The organism is Bythopirellula goksoeyrii (assembly GCF_008065115.1).
Lineage (GTDB): Bacteria > Planctomycetota > Planctomycetia > Pirellulales > Lacipirellulaceae > Bythopirellula > Bythopirellula goksoeyrii.
The window spans coordinates 2,767,876-2,786,625 of record NZ_CP042913.1 but is presented as its reverse complement, the minus strand read 5'-3'; the positions used below and the strand labels follow the sequence as shown (position 1 = coordinate 2,786,625).

General features: G+C 53.5%; 18 protein-coding genes. 14 read left to right on the top strand and 4 right to left on the bottom strand.

The window, feature by feature from the left end; genetic code table 11:
- The first annotated feature begins 51 nt into the window (after positions 1-51).
- The 8 genes from Pr1d_RS11030 (at position 52) to Pr1d_RS10995 (ending at position 7,528) form a co-directional block, all read left to right on the top strand.
- A complete protein-coding gene (locus tag Pr1d_RS11030) occupies positions 52-315 on the top strand; it encodes an acyl carrier protein (protein ID WP_148073573.1) in 264 nt (87 codons plus the stop codon).
- Between the two features lie 63 nt (positions 316-378).
- Positions 379-1,761: a phytoene desaturase family protein gene (locus Pr1d_RS11025; RefSeq protein ID WP_148073572.1), complete on the top strand. Its 1,383-nt coding sequence runs from the start codon at positions 379-381 to the stop codon at positions 1,759-1,761.
- Between the two features lie 113 nt (positions 1,762-1,874).
- A complete protein-coding gene (locus Pr1d_RS11020; protein ID WP_148073571.1) occupies positions 1,875-2,093 on the top strand; it encodes a hypothetical protein in 219 nt (72 codons plus the stop codon).
- Between the two features lie 82 nt (positions 2,094-2,175).
- Positions 2,176-2,832 carry a hypothetical protein gene (locus Pr1d_RS11015; RefSeq protein ID WP_148073570.1) on the top strand — a complete coding sequence of 219 codons (657 nt, stop codon included), beginning with the start codon at positions 2,176-2,178 and terminating at the stop codon, positions 2,830-2,832.
- Between the two features lie 79 nt (positions 2,833-2,911).
- The gene (locus Pr1d_RS11010) at positions 2,912-4,360 is read left to right on the top strand and encodes a phytoene desaturase family protein (protein WP_148073569.1); all 1,449 of its coding nucleotides are present in this window, start codon (positions 2,912-2,914) and stop codon (positions 4,358-4,360) included.
- Between the two features lie 11 nt (positions 4,361-4,371).
- A complete protein-coding gene (locus Pr1d_RS11005; protein WP_148073568.1) occupies positions 4,372-4,806 on the top strand; it encodes a 3-hydroxyacyl-ACP dehydratase FabZ family protein in 435 nt (144 codons plus the stop codon).
- Positions 4,806-5,627: an enoyl-ACP reductase FabI gene (locus Pr1d_RS11000; protein WP_148073567.1), complete on the top strand. Its 822-nt coding sequence runs from the start codon at positions 4,806-4,808 to the stop codon at positions 5,625-5,627. Before Pr1d_RS11005 ends, Pr1d_RS11000 begins: the two co-directional genes overlap by 1 nt.
- 350 nt (positions 5,628-5,977) lie before the next feature.
- Positions 5,978-7,528: a serine/threonine-protein kinase gene (locus tag Pr1d_RS10995; protein ID WP_238476686.1), complete on the top strand. Its 1,551-nt coding sequence runs from the start codon at positions 5,978-5,980 to the stop codon at positions 7,526-7,528.
- Between the two features lie 47 nt (positions 7,529-7,575).
- Here the strand turns inward: Pr1d_RS10995 and Pr1d_RS10990 are convergent, their stop codons facing one another.
- Positions 7,576-8,634: a 3-oxoacyl-ACP synthase III gene (locus Pr1d_RS10990; RefSeq protein WP_148073566.1), complete on the bottom strand. Its 1,059-nt coding sequence runs from the start codon at positions 8,632-8,634 to the stop codon at positions 7,576-7,578.
- Between Pr1d_RS10990 and Pr1d_RS10985 the strand changes: the two genes are divergently transcribed.
- Both Pr1d_RS10985 and Pr1d_RS10980 read left to right on the top strand, forming a co-directional pair.
- A complete protein-coding gene (locus Pr1d_RS10985) occupies positions 8,633-9,472 on the top strand; it encodes a CPBP family intramembrane glutamic endopeptidase (protein ID WP_148073565.1) in 840 nt (279 codons plus the stop codon). The genes Pr1d_RS10990 and Pr1d_RS10985 overlap by 2 nt on opposite strands.
- Positions 9,473-9,949: 477 nt before the next feature.
- Positions 9,950-10,693, top strand: coding sequence for a gamma-glutamyl-gamma-aminobutyrate hydrolase family protein (locus Pr1d_RS10980; protein WP_148073564.1), 744 nt, complete (start codon positions 9,950-9,952; stop codon positions 10,691-10,693).
- Between the two features lie 230 nt (positions 10,694-10,923).
- Here Pr1d_RS10980 and Pr1d_RS10975 read toward each other — a convergent pair whose 3' ends face one another.
- On the bottom strand, positions 10,924-11,499 hold the full coding sequence (locus Pr1d_RS10975; RefSeq protein WP_148073563.1) for a DJ-1/PfpI family protein: 576 nt from the start codon (positions 11,497-11,499) through the stop codon (positions 10,924-10,926).
- A gap of 56 nt (positions 11,500-11,555) precedes the next feature.
- The gene (locus Pr1d_RS10970) at positions 11,556-11,939 is read right to left on the bottom strand and encodes an acyl-CoA thioesterase (RefSeq protein ID WP_148073562.1); all 384 of its coding nucleotides are present in this window, start codon (positions 11,937-11,939) and stop codon (positions 11,556-11,558) included.
- Positions 11,940-12,320: 381 nt separating this feature from the next.
- Between Pr1d_RS10970 and Pr1d_RS10965 the strand changes: the two genes are divergently transcribed.
- From Pr1d_RS10965 to Pr1d_RS10950, 4 genes are all read left to right on the top strand, one after another.
- Positions 12,321-12,821 carry an acetolactate synthase gene (locus Pr1d_RS10965; protein ID WP_390622078.1) on the top strand — a complete coding sequence of 167 codons (501 nt, stop codon included), beginning with the start codon at positions 12,321-12,323 and terminating at the stop codon, positions 12,819-12,821.
- A 61-nt stretch (positions 12,822-12,882) separates the two neighbouring features.
- Positions 12,883-13,590: a hypothetical protein gene (locus Pr1d_RS10960; RefSeq protein ID WP_148073561.1), complete on the top strand. Its 708-nt coding sequence runs from the start codon at positions 12,883-12,885 to the stop codon at positions 13,588-13,590.
- A 10-nt stretch (positions 13,591-13,600) separates the two neighbouring features.
- A complete protein-coding gene (locus Pr1d_RS10955) occupies positions 13,601-14,932 on the top strand; it encodes an HD domain-containing protein (RefSeq protein ID WP_148073560.1) in 1,332 nt (443 codons plus the stop codon).
- A gap of 456 nt (positions 14,933-15,388) precedes the next feature.
- Positions 15,389-17,458, top strand: a complete 2,070-nt coding sequence (locus tag Pr1d_RS10950) for a protein-disulfide reductase DsbD family protein (RefSeq protein WP_148073559.1) — start codon at positions 15,389-15,391, stop codon at positions 17,456-17,458.
- A 24-nt stretch (positions 17,459-17,482) separates the two neighbouring features.
- On the opposite strand, the gene purM is transcribed toward Pr1d_RS10950, so the two are convergent.
- On the bottom strand, positions 17,483-18,544 hold the full coding sequence (gene purM, locus Pr1d_RS10945) for a phosphoribosylformylglycinamidine cyclo-ligase (RefSeq protein ID WP_148073558.1): 1,062 nt from the start codon (positions 18,542-18,544) through the stop codon (positions 17,483-17,485).
- Between the last annotated feature and the right edge of the window lie 206 nt (positions 18,545-18,750).

Sequence of the window (18,750 nt, the reverse complement as noted above, 5' to 3'; positions counted from 1 at the left end):
GCCCCCGTTCTTACTACGAATAACTATCAATCTAGCGGAGCTAATAACCCTATGAACGCAGAAGAAATCAGAGAAGAAGTCCTCGATATTCTCGAGAACATTGCCCCAGACGAAGACTTGTCGGATCTCGACGATTCGAAAAACTTCCGCGAGCAACTAGAACTCGACAGCATGGATTTTCTAGATATCGTGATGGAACTCCGCAAGCGCCACCGCATCCAAATCCCCGAGGACGACTACCTCAATCTGGCCAGCATGGATTCCACCGTCACCTATCTCAAGCCCATTTTGAAGGACGTAGAAAAAGCCAAATGAATTCGGATTGCGGAATTCGGATTGCGGAATGACATGTAGCTTGCTTCTTCATGAATCCTCGCAATGTATGATACGATCATTATCGGCGCAGGAATGTCGGGTTTGGCGGCGGGGATTCGACTTGCCTATTACGACCAGCGGGTCTGCATTCTTGAGCGTCACACTACGATCGGTGGGCTGAATTCCTTCTACCGCCTACGCGGACGTGATTACGACGTCGGCCTGCACGCGCTCACCAATTTTACGCCAAAGGGAACCAAAAAAGGACCCCTCGCGCGCCTCCTGCGGCAACTCAAAATCCCCTGGGACGAGTTGCAAATATCGCCACAGCTAGGCTCCGAAGTCGTCTTTCCCGGAGTGCGTTTGCGATTCGACAATGAAATCGATCATTTGCGATCCGAGGTTGCCAGCGAATTCCCAGAGCAGGCGGCAAACTTCAATCAGCTCATCGACGCGATTGTCGAGTACGACGATCTCGACCAAACACACCAAGAAATCTCTGCTCGGGAGCGAGTCGCCGAGTTCATCTCCGAGCCGCTATTGGTAGAGATGCTTTTCTGCCCCTTGATGTTTTACGGCTCAGCCCGTGAGCACGACATGGACTGGGGCCAATTCTCTATCATGTTCCGCAGCATCTTTCTTGAGGGACTGGGTCGTCCCCACGCCGGAGTACGACTGATTCTCAAACAACTGGTGCGCAAATTCCGTGGTCTAGGGGGCGAACTGAAACTCCGGGCAGGGGTGAAAGAGATCGTCGTCGAAAATGGCCAGACTACGGGCGTGATACTCGAAAATGGCGAACACTTTGCCGGTCGGCGGGTACTCTCCTCCGCTGGCTGGCACGAAACGATGCGACTCTGTGACGATGGCCAACCCGTCACCCCACGCTCTTCCGGACGACTCACGTTTTGCGAAACCATCGCGTCGCTTGACCAGCAGCCACGTGACTTGGGCCACCGCTCGACAATTACTTTCTTTAACGACAGTGACACTTTCCATTGGACCGTTCCCTCCGAACCGTGCGACGTGCGCAGCGGCGTCATCTGCAGCCCCAACAATTTTGACTACGCTGCCGAGTCCGAGAAAATCTGCGGCACGATGCGCATCACAGCCCTCGCCAATTTCAACTACTGGCAAGGTCTCGACGAAGATACCTATCGCCTCGAAAAACTCCGTTGGTACGACCGCATCACCGATTCCGCCGTGCGGTTTGTGCCCGACTATCGCAGTCGTGTACTCGATACCGATATGTTTACTCCCACCACAATCGTCCGCTTCACCGGCCACGACTACGGCGCGATCTACGGTGCCCCCGACAAACAACTCGACGGCCGCACGCACTTGCCAAACTTGTTCATCTGTGGCACGGACCAAGGCTTCGTCGGCATCATTGGCAGCATCATGAGCGGCATCTCGATGGCGAATCAACACTGCCTGCGCGACTAGCGAGCCGGGGCGTCCTCGCCCCCGACCATCGCCGCCTCGCCGTAGATTTTCGCCATTCGGTATTGTAGAATATAACGATCTTCAAGAGTCGCCTTTTGTCCTCAGGAGGTTTCATGGAAAACTCAGAACTTCGAGAGTTGATAGCCGAGTGCCCTTTACAAATTCGCATGAATGACGGTAGGGAGTACTTCGTCGAGAAACCGGAATTCATTATTGTCGGTGACTACACGGCGGGCATCCTCTACGATGATGAGGGCGTGAAGCGGAACGCAGTGATTTCGATCATCAATGTCAGTTGTGTGATCCCTAACGCAAGCGTGAATGGAAAATAGGCATTCCGATCACGATTTGTGCTTGTGTGCCTTTCTCGTCATATTGAAACTCAAGTTCGGGAAATCCCGGAGAATTCAGGGCATGAAACTTCGCCCGCGAATAAAGCTGCTCACTCTGCTTTTAATCATGACCATCGTAGCACTTGGAACTGCCCTATGGCAAAATAGTCGAGAAGTAATCCCGCTAAGAGACACTGTCCGAGAATTGAAAAAGGAACTTGGACAGTTCTATGTTGATGATCCATCGTTGCTTCATGTCCAACGCCGCAAGACGATAACTGGCAGTTGCTGGAGATGGGAACTATGCCTTCCAACTTCGAGTTCATATCAACTCTATGTCTCGGAAGGTTCTTTTGGAGAGATTTTGCCCGGTGACTTGAATGATTGGCTAGAGAATAACCATCCTCAACGTCGCATTCTTGGCAAGCTGGAACCTGGTCACTTTTCGTTTGAGCTCTCAGTTGAAGACTATGGTGGCAAGTGGTGGATTCGCTATGCTACCAAGAATGAGATTCGTGGCACCATGCAACTCAGGCCTGGAGAAGATTGGTATCAAGAGCTACCAAAGAACATCCAATCCAGTGATGCAGGATTTGAACGCGTTACTCACATGAATGCGGACGAACCAGTTTTGCTGCTGTGTGTGCGGCATGGCATCGAACAACAGGTAGATAATACGTCGGTCATAAATCAGACTGCTGAGAATGCCGAGACGTTAGTTATTTGGATTGGGCCATAGCCGATAGCAAGTGGTTTGCGTCCTATTCCGCGCCGGGTTAGAATGCGAAGAAAATGGACCTCTACAAATTACCCACTCCATGCCCAAAGATTTCCTTAAAGACGCCCAAGATGAATACGACGTGATCGTCATCGGCAGTGGCCTGGCCGGTATGACGGCGGCCAATATGCTCGGGGCGACCGGTTACCGGGTACTTCTCCTGGAGCAGCACTACAAACTCGGCGGGATGGCCACCTGGTTTAAGCGCCCAGGCGGGCACATCTTTGATATCTCGCTCCACGGCTTTCCCTATGGCATGGTCAAGAGTTGCCGGCGGTATTGGACCCGCGAGATTGCCGACAGTATTGTGCAGCTCAACCACATCCGGTTCGACAACCCGATGTTCTCGCTCACTACTTCGTTCAATCGAGAGGATTTCACCAAGCTGCTGATCGAACAGTTCCAGGTGGCACCAGAAGCGGTGCATGGATTCTTCGATGCGGCCCGTAAGATGGACTTCCAGGACGATCAGCACCTCACGACTCGCGAGTTGTTCGACCGCTTCTTCCCCGGCCGAGAAGATGTGATTCGCCTCCTAATGGAGCCGATTACCTATGCCAATGGCAGCACGCTTGAAGATCCCGCGATTAGCTATGGCATCGTGTTTTCCAATTTCATGTCCAAAGGGGTTTACACCTTTCGGGGAGGAACCGATCGGCTGATCGGCCTCATGGAGGCGGAACTCAAACGCAACAGCGTCGATATCCGTATTCGCTGTGATGTGGAGCGGATCCACTGCGAGGGCGGTCGCGTAACGGGCGTCGAAGTCGGTGGCCGTGTTATCAAGACAAAAGCGGTCGTCTCCAACGCCAACCTCAAGCAAACCATTTTCCGGCTCGTGGGAGAGGAGAAATTTGAACCACAGTTTGTTGAAGATGCCCAAGCTGTTCGGCTCAACAACTCCAGTACCCAGGTCTACATGGCCCTGAAGGCTGATGACACGATCGACGAATCCACGGGCGACTTGCTCTTTAGCTCGACGGCTCCCGTGTTTCGAACTGATCTGCTTCTGAGTCGCGATATCACCAGCCGTACTTACTCGTTTTATTATCCTCGTACCCGTCCCGAGGGTCGACCTCGCTGCCTGATTGTCTCCAGCACGAACGCCCGCTACGAAGATTGGGCGGAACTCAGCGAGGAAGACTATGCAGAAAGCAAACTTGACCTTGTCGAGACCACGCTCGACGCCCTCGACAAGTATGTGCCCAACGTCCGTGAGCGGATCGACCACGCCGAAGCGTCTACGCCGATGACCTTCAAGCACTATACCCAGCATGTTGCCGGGGCCAGCTTTGGCACCAAGTTCGAAGGCCTGCGGGTCAGCTTCGACATCCCCAAGCAAATCGAGGGCCTCTATCACGCCGGCAGTGTCGGTATTATCATGTCCGGCTGGTTGGGGGCGATGAACTACGGCCGCATGGTCGCCAGCGACGTCGACAACCTGCTCACGACCAAAGGCTCACGTCCAGCTGCTTCCATCGCAGATTAGTCCCAACATTTATGTCACTCGAAGCCATCAAAGCAGCCATCCCCCATCGAGAGCCTTTCCTCTTGATTGACGAAATCGTCGAACAGTCGGAAGATCGCATCGTCTGCCGTAAGACGTTCACGGGCGAAGAATTCTGGTATCAGGGGCACTATCCCAAATTCCCGATTACTCCGGGCGTCCTCTTATGCGAGGCGGCCATGCAAGCGGGGGCTGTATTGCTGTCCAAACGCGTTGCCGATGATCCTTCGGCAGTGCCCGTGGCGACCCGAGCGAATAACGTTCAGTTCAAGAAAATGGTACGCCCCGGTGACACCGTCCTCATCGAGACCAGCCTCGTCGAACAACTCTCCAACGCTTTTTTCATGAAAGCCCGGGTAACGGTCGATGGAAAGGTCGCCACTCGGTTTGATTTCGCCTGCACACTGACCAAACCCGAGTCCGAGTAATGCCCGCCGACTTTCTGCAACTTGAAGGCAAACGCATCGCCGTATTCGGCGTGGCCAATCGCAAGAGCGTCGCCTGGCATGTGGTGCAGGAGCTTGGGGACGCGGGTGTCGAAGTAGCCTTGGTGGTCCGCTCACCGGAGCGGCGTGAATCGGTGGCCAAACTCGCCGGTGACCTCCCCATCTTCGTCTGCGACGTGGAGTTTCCCGAGCAAATCGAAGCCCTAGCACATGAGCTTTCCGCACGATTCGAACGACTCGATGGTATTGTCCATTCGATCGCGTTTGGCGATTACTCCGAGGGTCCCAAGCCGTTTCACGAAACCAATAAGGAGCAATTCCTGCGGGCCCTCGACATCTCGTGCTTCTCTTTAGTGGCCATCTCGAACGCCTTCAAGGATTTGCTCACTCCCCAAGCGTCGGTCGTGACGGTCTCCATCTCCACCACCCGGATGGCCAGCGAGAACTACGGCTTCATGGCCCCCGTAAAGGCTGCCCTCGATTCGAGCCTAGCCTTCTTGGCGAAATCGTTCAGCAACTTCTCCGAGGTCCGGTTCAACGCCGTAGCACCAGGGCTCTTAAAGACCTCTGCTTCGGCTGGAATCCCCGGCTACGTTGACTCGTATCTCTATGCCGAGCGGGCAACACTCCGGGGTAGGGCCGTTCAAACTGCCGAAGTAGCAGCTACCGTAGCTTTTCTACTTAGCCCAAAATCAAGCGGGATCAATGCCCAGCGGCTAGTGATCGATGCGGGCATGGAAGTGAACTACTTTGACCAGCGTCTGATTGCCGGCTTCCTGGGGACAAACTCGTCAGGAGCCTAGAGATACTTGATAGAGTGCCTCAACTGTCTCGTTCGTATTGTGAAGATTATGCAGACAAATGCATGAAAACCCTAATAAATAAGGGTGTTCGGTGAATTCGATTCTGGTAGTTATGACCACTGCATGATATTCTAGAGGCAGAGGCGGAGTCCCCCCGGGAACTTTTAGGATTATGGAAAGGACCGAAACGGATTGCTGTTTCCCGCACCGACTCCAATGGAAAGCAGAGAACTTTTCTTGGCGGCCTTTGCTCAAAAGGTCTTTGGGCGGGTGCGCTTACTGAATAATATTACAGTGGCCAAATTCCCCATGACACCTCGAGCAGCGCAGGCGGGCCTACAGATTCTTTCATGACCAAAGTAGTGGCTCAGAATCAGAATTTTGTTGATCTAGTAAAACGCAGCCAACTGGTTGAAGAAGAACAGTTGGAGCGTTTCCTAGCCAAGCTGCGCAAAGAGAATGGCGGGAAGCTACCCGAAACTCAAGAAGCCCTAGCCAAGGCCTTGGTCGAAGCGGAATTGCTCACCAACTGGCAATCCGAAAAACTGCTCGCCGGCAAGCATCGGGGATTCCTTCTCGGCAAATACAAATTGCTCCGCATGCTCGGCAAGGGAGGTATGAGCAGCGTTTACCTCGCTGAGCATATCTTGATGCGGGCACGTAGGGCAATCAAAGTGCTTCCGAAGGGTAAAGTCGCCGATTCAACTTACCTCGATCGCTTTCGAATCGAAGCTCGAGCAGCGGCAAAGCTCGACGATCCTAACATCATCCATACTTATGACATCGACGAACACGAAGGCCAACACTACATCGTGATGGAGTACGTCGAGGGGCAAGACTTACACCAATTGGTCAAGGAAAAGGGGCCGCTTGATTATCTGTTGGCTGCTGACTACATCGCCCAAGTGGCTCGTGGGTTGTCGCATGCCCATGAGATGGGACTCGTGCATCGCGATATCAAACCTGCCAATTGTCTCGTCGACAAAAATGGGGTCGTCAAATTGCTCGACCTAGGGTTGGCAAGATTGATCGACGACGAAGCCTCACTCACTCTCGATAACAATGAGAACGTCCTTGGAACGGCCGACTATCTCGCACCGGAACAAGCACTTAATAGCCACAAGGCGGACTCTAGATCGGATATTTACAGCCTTGGTTGCACCCTCTACTTCCTGCTGACAGGCCACCCTCCTTTCCCAGAGGGTTCCATTTCCGAACGCCTACTCAAGCATCAAGTCGAGATAGCCCCCAGCATCTTAAAGGATCGGCCTGACGCTCCCCCGATTCTACTGCACATCTGTGAAACGATGATGGCTAAGAAGCCAGCCGATCGGTATCAGACAGCAGACGACGTCGTCAATCGACTAGCAGAATGGCTGGCGGACCGCGGCCGAGATGTGGGAGACAGCGGCAAGAATCTCGACTCGAAGGGTGGCGTTGGCAGCGACGTCTTCCGCCGATTCGCCCAATCCATCAACCGAGGCAGCGATTCCGGTGGCAGTTCTGCTCCCGGCAAGTCTGCCAAGAAGCTCCTCTCACCGCCTGAAGATAAGCAACCGGAAGAAGACATCGGCTTGGCCCCGATCGAAGAAGAAGCCGAACCCGAAGAATCCGAAGATTTCGCCTCCACCAGCGAGAGCATAACCGACGATATCTCGGCGGCAATGGCAGAAACCGTCTCCGACAAGCCACGAGTCTCGCTGGTCGAAGAAGCCTTTGAAATGGCGGAGAAGAAGGAAAAACTAAAACCCCTTCCACGCTCACTCCCAGGTGAAGTCGATCCCCTCCGCCCGCCGGGATACTCCGGTCCCCGCTACGGCACCCCAGGCTGGGTCTATGGATTGATCGCCGTCGGCGTATTAGTGGTTTTGGTAGTCGGTTTGGTAATCGCATTTTCCTAGACGGACCATTGTCAACCTCGATGCGGAGCCCTAGCGCAGCAGAGCGCTCACTCCTCGCTGCCACCTCGCACCTGCGTCTCGTTCCACTCAACCGCCAACATCTGGCAATTAATCCCCGATCCGATGCCCATCAATGCCACCCGATCACCACTGGCGATGTGCCCCGCCTCGGCAGCCCTTGCCAAGGTAAGCGGCAATGCCGCGGCGCCGGTATTACCAAGGGTCTCAAACGTTGAGAAATCGAGTCCAGGATCCAAACCAAGCGATTGAAAGAGCAGTTTTCGATGTGCGACGCCCACTTGATGACAAATGGTCTTATCGATTTGCTCGCGATCCCAATTGGTGTCTGAAAGAAACCTCTCAAATGTCGCCACTCCGGCAGCCACCCCTTGTTGCATGAGTTGCTCACTATCTGTGTGCATAAAGGTTTCCAGACCTTCACTGCGACACAGCTCATGGTGAGCTGTGGCAGCCAGTACCGTGGCGGTAGTCAAGCGATTCCTAGTACGGCTGATCGATTCGTCGCACAGAAGTACAGCCACACTTCCCGAGCCGATAGTCAGCGACGCCACCAATTGCTTGATGCTCTGGCGAGTCAGCGATTGATCTCCATTGAGTCGCTCGACTGTGTTCTCCACGAGTTGTCGACCACATTCGGTACCCACCACCAGACCCGCCTTGATTTGCCCTAACTCAATCATGTTGGCCAATTGAATGATGCCCGTAAGAATCCCTAGACAAGCATTGGACACGTCACAAAGGAGACAGTCGGCCCGAAGTCCCAGGCTGTGGTGTACCGAACAGGCCGTGGCGGGTTCAAGAAAATCGCGACACACCGACCCATGCACAAGTCCTCCGATGAGATTCGGGGCAAAATTGCTAGCGAGAATTGCCCGTTTTCCGCTTTGGCAACTGATACTCCCAGGAGTAGTACCTGGGGCAAAAAATCGTCGTTCGCGGATGCCGGTCATCAATTCGAGGCGACCTGCAGGCAGGCGAAGGCGCTGATAGACTGGAGCTAGTTGTTGTTCCAGCACGTCGGTCGTCACCACCTCATTTGGCAATGTATAGCCTAGCGATTCCAGGCAGACCCTTTGATACTGCATGAAGTATTACCGATGTTTTCCGTCAATGGACTTGTCACCTCGCTTGTTCACGATACAGTGGGCCGAGTTGTGCGGCAACCGGCAGACTTTATCCAGCAAGAGCCAATCACTGATGGACAGCGAACCCTATACAAGCCGACGAGATTGGATAGCCATCGTCGTCGGACTGATCCTACCAACCGTGGTAACGCTGGCTTATTTCATTTTGGCAGCCAGCGCCCCTCCGCTTGTGCAACAACTCACTTATGGAATAGCCAAGACGGGCCAATTCTTGTTCCCCATACTTTGGGTCATGCTCTTTCAACGACGCCGCCCCCAGCTATGGCCATGGTCTGCGGCAGGCGTGCCAATTGGGCTCGTGTTTGGCTTGATCGTCGCTGCCTCGATGTGGTTGGGCTACCACTTTCTCCTTCAAAAAGTCGCATTCTTCATTGCTGCAGAAGATCAGATCAGAGCGAAAATCGCTGGAATGAATCTAGAAACTCCCACCGTTTTCTTGGGCATTGGCATTTTTTATAGCTTGATCCATTCGCTGCTCGAAGAATACTACTGGCGATGGTTTGTGTTCGGACAACTAAGCGAACGAACTTCTCTAAGTACGGCAATTGTGGTTTCATCGCTTGGGTTCATGGCACATCACGTACTTGTCCTAGGCACTTATTTTGGGTTTTTCTCTCCGATCACCTGGCTGTTTTCCTTGTGCATTGCGGTCGGAGGGGGCGTGTGGGCATGGCTCTACCACCGCACAGGTTCACTCCTGGGGCCCTGGCTAAGCCATTTACTAGTAGACGCCGCGATTTTTGTGATTGGATATCAAATCGCCTTTCAATCGCCCTGAAAACAGGATTTGACAACAATTGACCTGGATGGCGCAAAACACTGCATCTGGTGTTTGTAAGACACTTTTTAGCCCAAGATGTATTATTTACTTGTCTTTCTCCCCAACTCGGTTAGATTCGCTGCCACGACTTGCATCTCTCACGAGCCGCGTGACAACGGCAAACAGCCACAAAGGAGTATTTGTAGCGAAGCAATAGGGACAACTCTCGGCAGTGGAGAGAAATCTTCGCATGGCCGAGTAGGCTTCGAGTGATTTGGATTCTTACAGGTACCAAGGAAGGTACAGACGCGGTGTGAAGCTTCTCTTCTCTCGTGGATACCTGTCAGCGACCCAGTGCTTGCGGCCGCGTTGTTGGATTTCTTGTCGGACAGGATCGTCGGCAGATCTCCCACGGCAGTTTCTTTTGCCTCGCCTGAACTCCGTTGCGGATTAGGACAGCTTGGCGCAATTGCGTCAGAAAGGGAGTGCGAAGCGATGACAAAGCCCGTAATTGGCATGAACGCCGATTTTCGATCGGCCAAGGGAGACACGCCTGCTTATTCATGTGTCGCGGCCGGTTATTACGATGCCATCATCAATGTAGGAGGGATCCCCGTTATTCTCCCCCCGTATGAGTGCGCGGAGGATATCGAAAATGTTCTCGACCGTCTCGATGGGGTGATGCTTGTCGGAGGTGCTGATCTCGATCCCCGCCGAGATGGCTGGATGCTCCATCCCACGGTTAATCTGCAGGACCCCCGTCGAGAATCCTTCGACCGCTGCCTGATGCGGTTGGTTTCAGAACGCCGCATGCCGATGCTCGGCATCGGGGCTGGTATGCAGTTGTTGAATATTTCTCAGGGTGGCAATCTAATGCTGCACATCCCTGATGACCGTCCGACTGCCCTACCACACAAAGATCCGCTGGACCCCGCTCATCGCCACACCTTGGAATTGGTGCCAGGCACTATCATGGAGCGTGTCTACGGAGATGGCGAGCTACGCGTCAACAGCATGCATCACATGGCGGTCGACGAAGTTGCTCCGGGTTTCAAGGTCTCAGCGATTTGCCCCGACGGCATCGTCGAGGCGATTGAGAGCACCATGTCCGATTGGTTTGCGATGGGAACTCAGTTCCATCCCGAAGCACGTACAGCCTCGGCGCTAGATATACGAATCTTTGAAGAGTTTTTGCTTGGAGTTACCGAATTCCAAGGTGCCGTTCGTTTGGTTGCTTGATACGAGAAGTGACCTCCCCCGGGCCACGCTATTCCCCGTAAAGTGGCCGGGGCCTTCGTCTCGTAGGATGCGAGTTAACGACCCAGGACCTGACATTGGTAACGGAGGCCGATGTCAGGTCTTTTTCAATTCTGGATACATCCAGAGGCACACCTGCATCCAGGATTCTCAGACCAAAGAGTTGGTCCGCCTAGGTCGAAAAAATTCGGCAGAAGCGATACTCTCCCCGGTTACTGTTCCAAGATCCTCAGAAACTCTCGCATCCAGGCAGGATTTGCAGGCCAGGCCGGTGCCGTCACAAGATTGCCATCCACACAAACACTATCGAGTCCCGTGCTTGGCGGATCCCAAATCGCCCCCGCACGTTCTAGCTCAGGACGTAGAGACGGATATGCCTGGCATCGCTTTCCGCTGACAACTCCTGCGGCAGTCAAAAGATAAGGCCCGTGACAGGTGACGGCCATTGGTTTCGCGCCATCGGCGAAATGCCTTACGATATCGAGCACTCGCTCGTTGAGTTGCAAGAACTCAGGCGAACGCCCTCCTGGAATTACGAGGCCATCGTAGTTATCCGGAGTCACCTCATCAAAGCTGACAGTAATAGCAAAATTGTGTCCCCGCTTCTCACTATAGGTTTGTTGACCTTCAAAATCATGGATCGCCGTGACGACGTGACTACCCGCCTCCTTGTCGGGACTTGCGGTGTCGACCTGATGACCGACCATCTGCAAGATCTGCAGGGGGACCATCGCCTCGTAATCCTCGACGAAATCGCCGACCAACATGAGAATGCGTTTGCTTGCCATGGAATTCATTCCTGGTGGGTTTCGTTAGGGCCTCTTAAATAAGCTCTCGCAAGTCTCTAAGGAGCCTGATACAAGATGCTCGGCATGCGTTGAATTTCACCCGCTCGATTGATACACGCGATCGTACTCTTCCCTTCGGCCAAGACGACTCCGCCACGCAGAACTCGGTAGCTGTGATCAATACGAGCGGGAGTTGCCCGCTCCACGGTCGTTTCAATCTGCAGCGTGTCGCCAAATTTCGCCGGCGCAATGAACTTGGCCGAGATACTGTGAACGACCAGGAGAATTCCTTGCTCTTCTAACTCCGCATAATCATGTCCTATCGACTTGAGCATCTGAATTCGCGCCAGCTCAAAATACTGGAAGTAGTTGGCATGGTGTACGATCCCCTGACCGTCAGTTTCATAGTAGCGAACTTCAATATCAATCGTATGTTGCATAGCAAACCGCTCTTGGTAAAGCGGGATCTAGGAGTGTTTCGGCAATCAAAAGTTCAGATGGGCTATCCTATACGACCACCAGGGTGACGAACTACCGCTAATTTCGGAGAACTAACATGTCAGATATTCCACCCTTTCGAATGGCCAATTTCCAATTCTCTATGACCAGTCCTATCGAACCTCCTGCTCGAATTGGTTCTTGGTAATTCAGCTCCCTGCTACCTTATAGCTGTACGTTGCAAAACTATGACAAGAACCTTATACTACGCCGGGATTTACTGGCCTTAATCCAATGAAACAGGGCCTTACATTCGGCGTCCTGGGGCTGATTTTTCGGCGTACTGGACAGCGTCGGAACACGCTTTTGTAGGAGACTACTCAATGAGTTCCGTGAGCACTGGTGGTGGCTCGGGAATCGGATTTTCGACCCTGCGAGGACGAGACTACCCTTCCATAAGGCAATTTACCGTTTTCCTCGAAAATCGCGTCGGCCAACTTCTCGAGGTGGTGCGGCGATTTGAGGGAAGCCATGTCCGAATCGTAGCCCTTACGATTTCTGATTCCGCAGAATGTGCGGTTGTGAGATTCTTGCTGAGTGATCCTGAACAAGGCCGCGATGTGTTGGAGCGTGCGGGATTGGCCATCATCGAGTCCGATCTCATCGGCGTCGAATTGCCAGACAGCCCTCAACCTCTGTTGCAGGTTTGCACAGCCCTGCTTCAAGCAGAGATCAACATTTCTCAGGTGTACCCCTTGTTAACTCGACCGCGAGGTTGCCCTGTCGTGGCCTTGATGGTGGACAATATCGATTTGGCCAACGAAACACTGGCGTCCAAAGGTTTCAAAACGATCAATGAAGATGATCTCAAAGAAACCGATTGATGTAGTGGATTTTTCTTAATATCTCACCACTGCCCACTGACCACTAACCACTACCTCCGACATGCCTATCCAAGTCATCTGCCCCGGTTGTCATACGCGTTTTAGTGTTGGCGACCAACACGCTGGAAAGGCCGGTGCCTGTCCGAAGTGCAAAGGAGAGATCAAGATTCCTGAGAAGGGGGATGAAGTCATCATTCATGCCCCGGAGTTGGAAGCAGGTGCTAAAGACGCCAAGGGCCGCAATGTTCTCAAACCGATCAAGCGCAAAGAGACAAAGTTCAGTACAAACATCTTTGTCATGGTCGCAGGGCTCATTCTGCTCAGCGTCGCAATCGCCTGGCTAATTGGACGAAGTGAACTCGATCCGGGGGTACTAAACTGGATTTTAGCAGGGGGTGCTATCCTTCTCGGCCCTCCGCTGGCATATGCCGGCTATTCATTCCTTCGCGACGATGAACTCGGCATCTACCAAGGTACCGACGTCGTGATTCGCTCGATTGCCTGTGGGCTCGTTTATGCCTTGCTCTGGGGAGTCTATGTCTATGTCGGCTGGAACGTATTCGGCGACGATGCGTTCAAAGAAGGTCTCGAAATGCTGCATCTCTCCATCCTCTGCGGGTTGGTGATGGGCATCGGAACCTTTGCCGCTTATGTCTCCTTTGATTTGGAACCTATCTCGGCATTTTTTCACTACGCTTTGTACTTTCTCGTTACGATCCTGCTTCGATTCGTCATGAGCTTGCCGTTCCTACCTGGGATGAAAGATTAAAGCAGCAGCCATGGATACTCTGCGCGAGATCCCCGAAGTAGCGGCCTTGCGTAGCGGCCATGGTTTGGTGCGAATACCGCCCGAATTGGACGTGCCGCTCACCGACCGGGTAAAGCAACTGATCGACAGCCCAGAGTTTCGCCGTTTGGGCCAGATCAGCCAGCTTGGCTTGGTAGCTTTGGTGTATCCGGCTGCCAATCACACACGGTTCGAACATTCGCTCGGCGTCTATCGCATGGCCCTGCTGTTTCTGGATCGGCTGGCCGACGATCCCCGCTTCGCCGCCGCGATCACTCCTCACCATGCAGAGCGTTTTCTTATCGCCGCCTTGCTCCACGACCTAGGGCATTGGCCATTCTGCCATCCCATTGAAGACGTTTCACTGCCCCAGGTCCCCAGCCACGAGTTGTTTGCCAACAGTTTCTTGCTTGAAGGGGATCTCTCCGACACGTTGCGCGACGAATGGGACATCCAGCCTCGTGAAGTGGTAGAACTGCTCTCGGGAAAACCAAAAGACCGACCGAGCCGCATCCTCCAGAGCCTCCTTTCCGGTCCCATCGATGTCGACAAACTCGACTACCTGATGCGCGATAGCTTGCATGCCGGTGTCCCCTACGGTCGCAATTTCGATCAAACTCGCTTGATTCAATCCCTCTGTCTGAATGAATCTGGCGATGGATTGGCGATCACCGACAAAGGAAAAACTGCCGCCGAGATGATGGTCTTTGCCCGCTATGTGATGTTCAGCGAAGTCTATTGGCACCACGCCGTGCGGTCCGCGACGGCAATGCTCCAACGCGCTTTCGTGATGCTGCATCCGATGCTCGACACCGACACGGTGTTTCGCTTAACCGAGCGCCCTCTCATCGACGCCTTATTTGCTGCGGCCGACGACGGGCCTGCCCGTGAACTACTCGACGGACTGTTTGGTCCTGTGCGCCGTCTCTACAAGCGCGTGACACAATACAGCCTTTTCCAGGAGCCCCAACTCTATCAACGCCTAGCCCGCAAGCCATATCCCTGGCTAGTTCGCTGCGCTGAAAATTTCGCAGGCCTGGCAAGCACCGCCATGTCACGAATCGTCGCCCCCCACGAAGTCCTCTTCGATGCTCCCCCGGTAAAGCTGGAAGTAGAGTTTCAAATCGACGTCCACTTCCCCAAGGAACATTGCTACCGCCGTCTCGGAGACATTTCTCCCGTCGTGAAAACCCTGGCCCGTGAACAATTCGACGACTATGTAAAAAGAGTCCGCGTCTTTGCCCACCCCCGGGTAGCCGAAGATTTGCAGTCCTTGCCTCGCTTACCCGAGTTGATCGCCGAAGCCGCGGAACTAACGGGCTGAATTATTGATACTGTCCGAGGGGCAAGAGTCTAAATCATAGCGGTGCGTGACCGCAACTGTCCTGATCACTCAGAGTGATGCTGGAAAAATCGTATTTCGCCATCAACTCAGACAAATGCTAGCAAATCATGCTGGTCACCCAGAATAGCTGAATCCCCTGCTGAGATTGCAATTGCAGAACGATTGAATTCGGGCAAACGGTTCCCAGCCGGACATGAAACTTGGACAAAACGGGTATATTATAAGTGTTACCCCGTCCAAAGTGCTGAGCAACTCAGTATGTGAGACGATTCGATTCACACCGCTTTAATAGATGTCACCAGGTCCTAGGCATTCTGGGCAATCCATCGGCAACCAGAGCGACATTGACCGGGTTTTTTGTCCGTTGGTAGAATCCCGCTTCTACTCATACAGGATGTATGGGTAACTCCCCGCGTCACAAAGGAAACTTACCGGATGTCTGAAGTTCAAAACTTGTCTTCGCGTCGCCTCGTCAGCTTGCTGAGCATGCTGTTGATGGCATGGGGGAGTTTCGCCAACGCCCAATTCGAGTTCCCTGACACTTTTGGTGATGTCGGAGGCGGGCTGAGCGCCAGTAAAGACCCCGTCACTGTGACCGCGGAATTTACACCAGCAGAAGCTGGTCGACCGGCCATTCTCTTTGTGACGGCTGAAATTGGCGAAGGCTTTCATGTCTATGCACTCGACCAAGGATCGCTTCCCGACGGCGGAGGCGGCCCCTTAGCTGCGGCGATTGAACTTTCTGCCAATCCTGAGGTGCGACTCCTAGGGAGTTGGCACCCGACCACTGCGCCTGATACGCATATCGACGACGAGATCTGGAAAGGTCTGCAGATCCGAGAGCATGCCAAAACCGTAACATGGTTTGCTCCGATCGAACTGGCACAAGGTACCGATCCTGCAAAGCTGGAGATTGTCGGCAAGGTTGTCGGCCAAGCCTGCAATCCTCAGACGTGTGTTCCTTTCAATCAACAGTTTCAAGCCCAGCTGGGAGAAGGTCTCCCACTGCCCGCAGGAGTGAGATTTGACTCGGCTGCTGACGTGAAGGCTTCATCTCCTCCATTGACTTCAACAGGTAAACTCTTCTCCGAGCAACCTGGGGCCACAGCACCTGTAGTCGTGGAATCCGGTGAAAGCGGCTCTTTCATTCACCTCTTAGGCTTGGCATTTCTTGGTGGATTGGTGCTTAATGTGATGCCATGCGTACTGCCTGTCATAGGACTTAAAGTCTTTGCATTTATTGAGCAAGCCGGGCAAGATCGCTGGAAGATATTTGCGCTAAACCTGTGGTATGCCATTGGCGTGATTAGCGTGTTCTTGCTGCTGGCAGTTCTCTCGATCGTCTTTGGTCTGGGTTGGGGACAATTGTTCCAGTACCCCGAGTTCAACATCGCGATGGCGGCCGTCATCTTCGCCATGGGGCTAAGTTTCTTGGGAATATGGGAGATACCGATTCCCGGCTTTATCGGCACAAGCAAGGTTACCGAATTTGGTCGCAAGGAAGGCTACGAGGGTGCGTTCGCCAAAGGAACGATTACCACACTCCTGGCAACTCCTTGCACGGGTCCCTTCATGGGGACGGCATTAGTTGGAGTGCTTGGTCGGAGCCCCTGGCAAATCATGGCGATTTTCTTCACCATCGGATTGGGAATGGCTAGTCCCTACATCCTGATCGGTGCGTTCCCTCAGCTAATCCGGTTCCTCCCCAAACCGGGGGAATGGATGAATACCTTCAAGCAACTGATGGGATTCGTGCTGATCGGCACCGTGGTTTATTTGCTGACGTTGCTCAAGCCGCACTATGTGATTCCTACTGTCGCGTTCTTGTTTGGTATCTGGCTGGTATGCTGGTGGATTGGCCGAGTCCCTTTGACGGCCCCCAGCAATCGCCGCTGGAACGCCCTTGGCGAAGGGATTGCCATCGGCACACTCATCGGACTTACGGCGTTCTATTGGCTAGCTCCGATTTTGGAATATCGCCATACGCGAGATGCCAACCGACTTGCCGATGCAAGGTTCGAGCAACTAATCTCCGAAGGTACCGGCGAGTACTCAGTACGCCAAGAACCATGGCAACCCTACAGCGAGAAAAAGCTGCAATGGTTGTTGGAGCATGGGAAGACCGTGCTTATCGATTTCACAGCAGACTGGTGCCCTACTTGCAAATTCATGGAAAAGACCGTCCTGAAAACGGATGAGATGGCAACCGTCTTCCGCGATAACGACATCTATACCCTCGTTGCCGACTGGACGCATCAGGACTCCTCGCCAGAAGTCAACAAGAAGTTACAAGAGCTGGGTACCCAACAGATTCCCCTCTTGGCAATCTACTCGGCACAGAACCCGACGAAACCTACTCTAATCCCCGGCACGTACACGATTGCCGGATTGACTGAGGAACTTCGCCGAGCGGGTCCATCTCTGACCGGTGAAACGAAACAAGGCATGGCCAACGCCGCTCAGGGGTACGGTGCGGCGAGCAGCCCAGGTGCGGGATTACGGTAAGGAAATAGCTGGTAGAATCGTATTCTACACCCAGCGGCATTCGCCTGACCCCTCGACGATGCGGCCAATCTGCCAACTCGCCAAGCCGTGCGAGGCAAGTTGTCCTTGGACGCTCTCGGCGTAGTATTCGCTCACGACGACAGCCATGCCGATTCCCATGTTGAACACGCGGAACATTTCATCGTCGTCTACATCGCCCAGTCGCTGCAGCCACTCAAACACCGGCGGGATAGGCCAACTATCGCGGACGATTTCGGCATCGACGCGAGGATTGAAAATCCTAGCCAAGTTTTCGTGGAGTCCACCACCGGTGATATGAGCGATGCCATGCACCACCGATTTCACTTTGTAGTGGTTGAGCACATCACGCAGCGCTCTCACATAGAGTTGCGTAGGTCGCAATAGGATATCACCGACCGTGCCATCACAACCCTCAGCCTCGTCGTCAACCGTTAGTCCCGCATGTTCGAACACGATCTTGCGTACCAGGCTGAACCCGTTTGAATGAATCCCCGACGACTCGATGCCGATGACCACATCTCCAGGTGCGAGGGCACTACCGTCGAGCATTCGCGAACGCTCCACGATGCCCACACAGAAACCTGCCAAGTCGTAATCTCCCGATTGATAGAGGTCAGGCATGATAGCCGTCTCGCCGCCGACGAGAGCCATGTCGCTTTCCATACAGCCCCGGCTGATCCCACTGACGATGTCTTCGAGGAGTTGAGGATTATCCTCGGCCATGGCGACGTAATCAAGAAAAAATAGGGGTTCTGCGCCACAACAAAGAGCATCGTTGACACACATGCCAACCAAATCGATTCCCACGGTATCGTGCTGACCCGTCAGTTGGGCCACCTTGAGCTTGGTACCGACTCCGTCGGTACACGACACGAGGACAGGATCCTTGTAATTGCGCGAAAAGAGGCCTCCAGAGAAATCGAGTGTGAACAACCCCGCGAATCCATTTTTCCAGGGCAATACACGAGGACAGTGCGTCCTCTTCATCAATGCCGGCAATCGGGCCATCGATTCTTGATAGGTTTCGAGGTCGACGCCCGCATCACGGTAGGTTATTTTTGACATAGAATTTATCTAGTTTTCCACAGGTAGAATGGGCAATTCTACGGTTGGCCGACTGGGAGTGTCAACGACCGTATCACGATCAAAGAGTGCATCAATCAACCATGCTGGCCGTACCGGTTATCCGCCCTCAGATATCTCTCACTTGGCCCCTCTGGAGTTGCTGTGTTGTAGGGTCTGTACTGAGTGGTAAAGCTAATGCGAGTGAT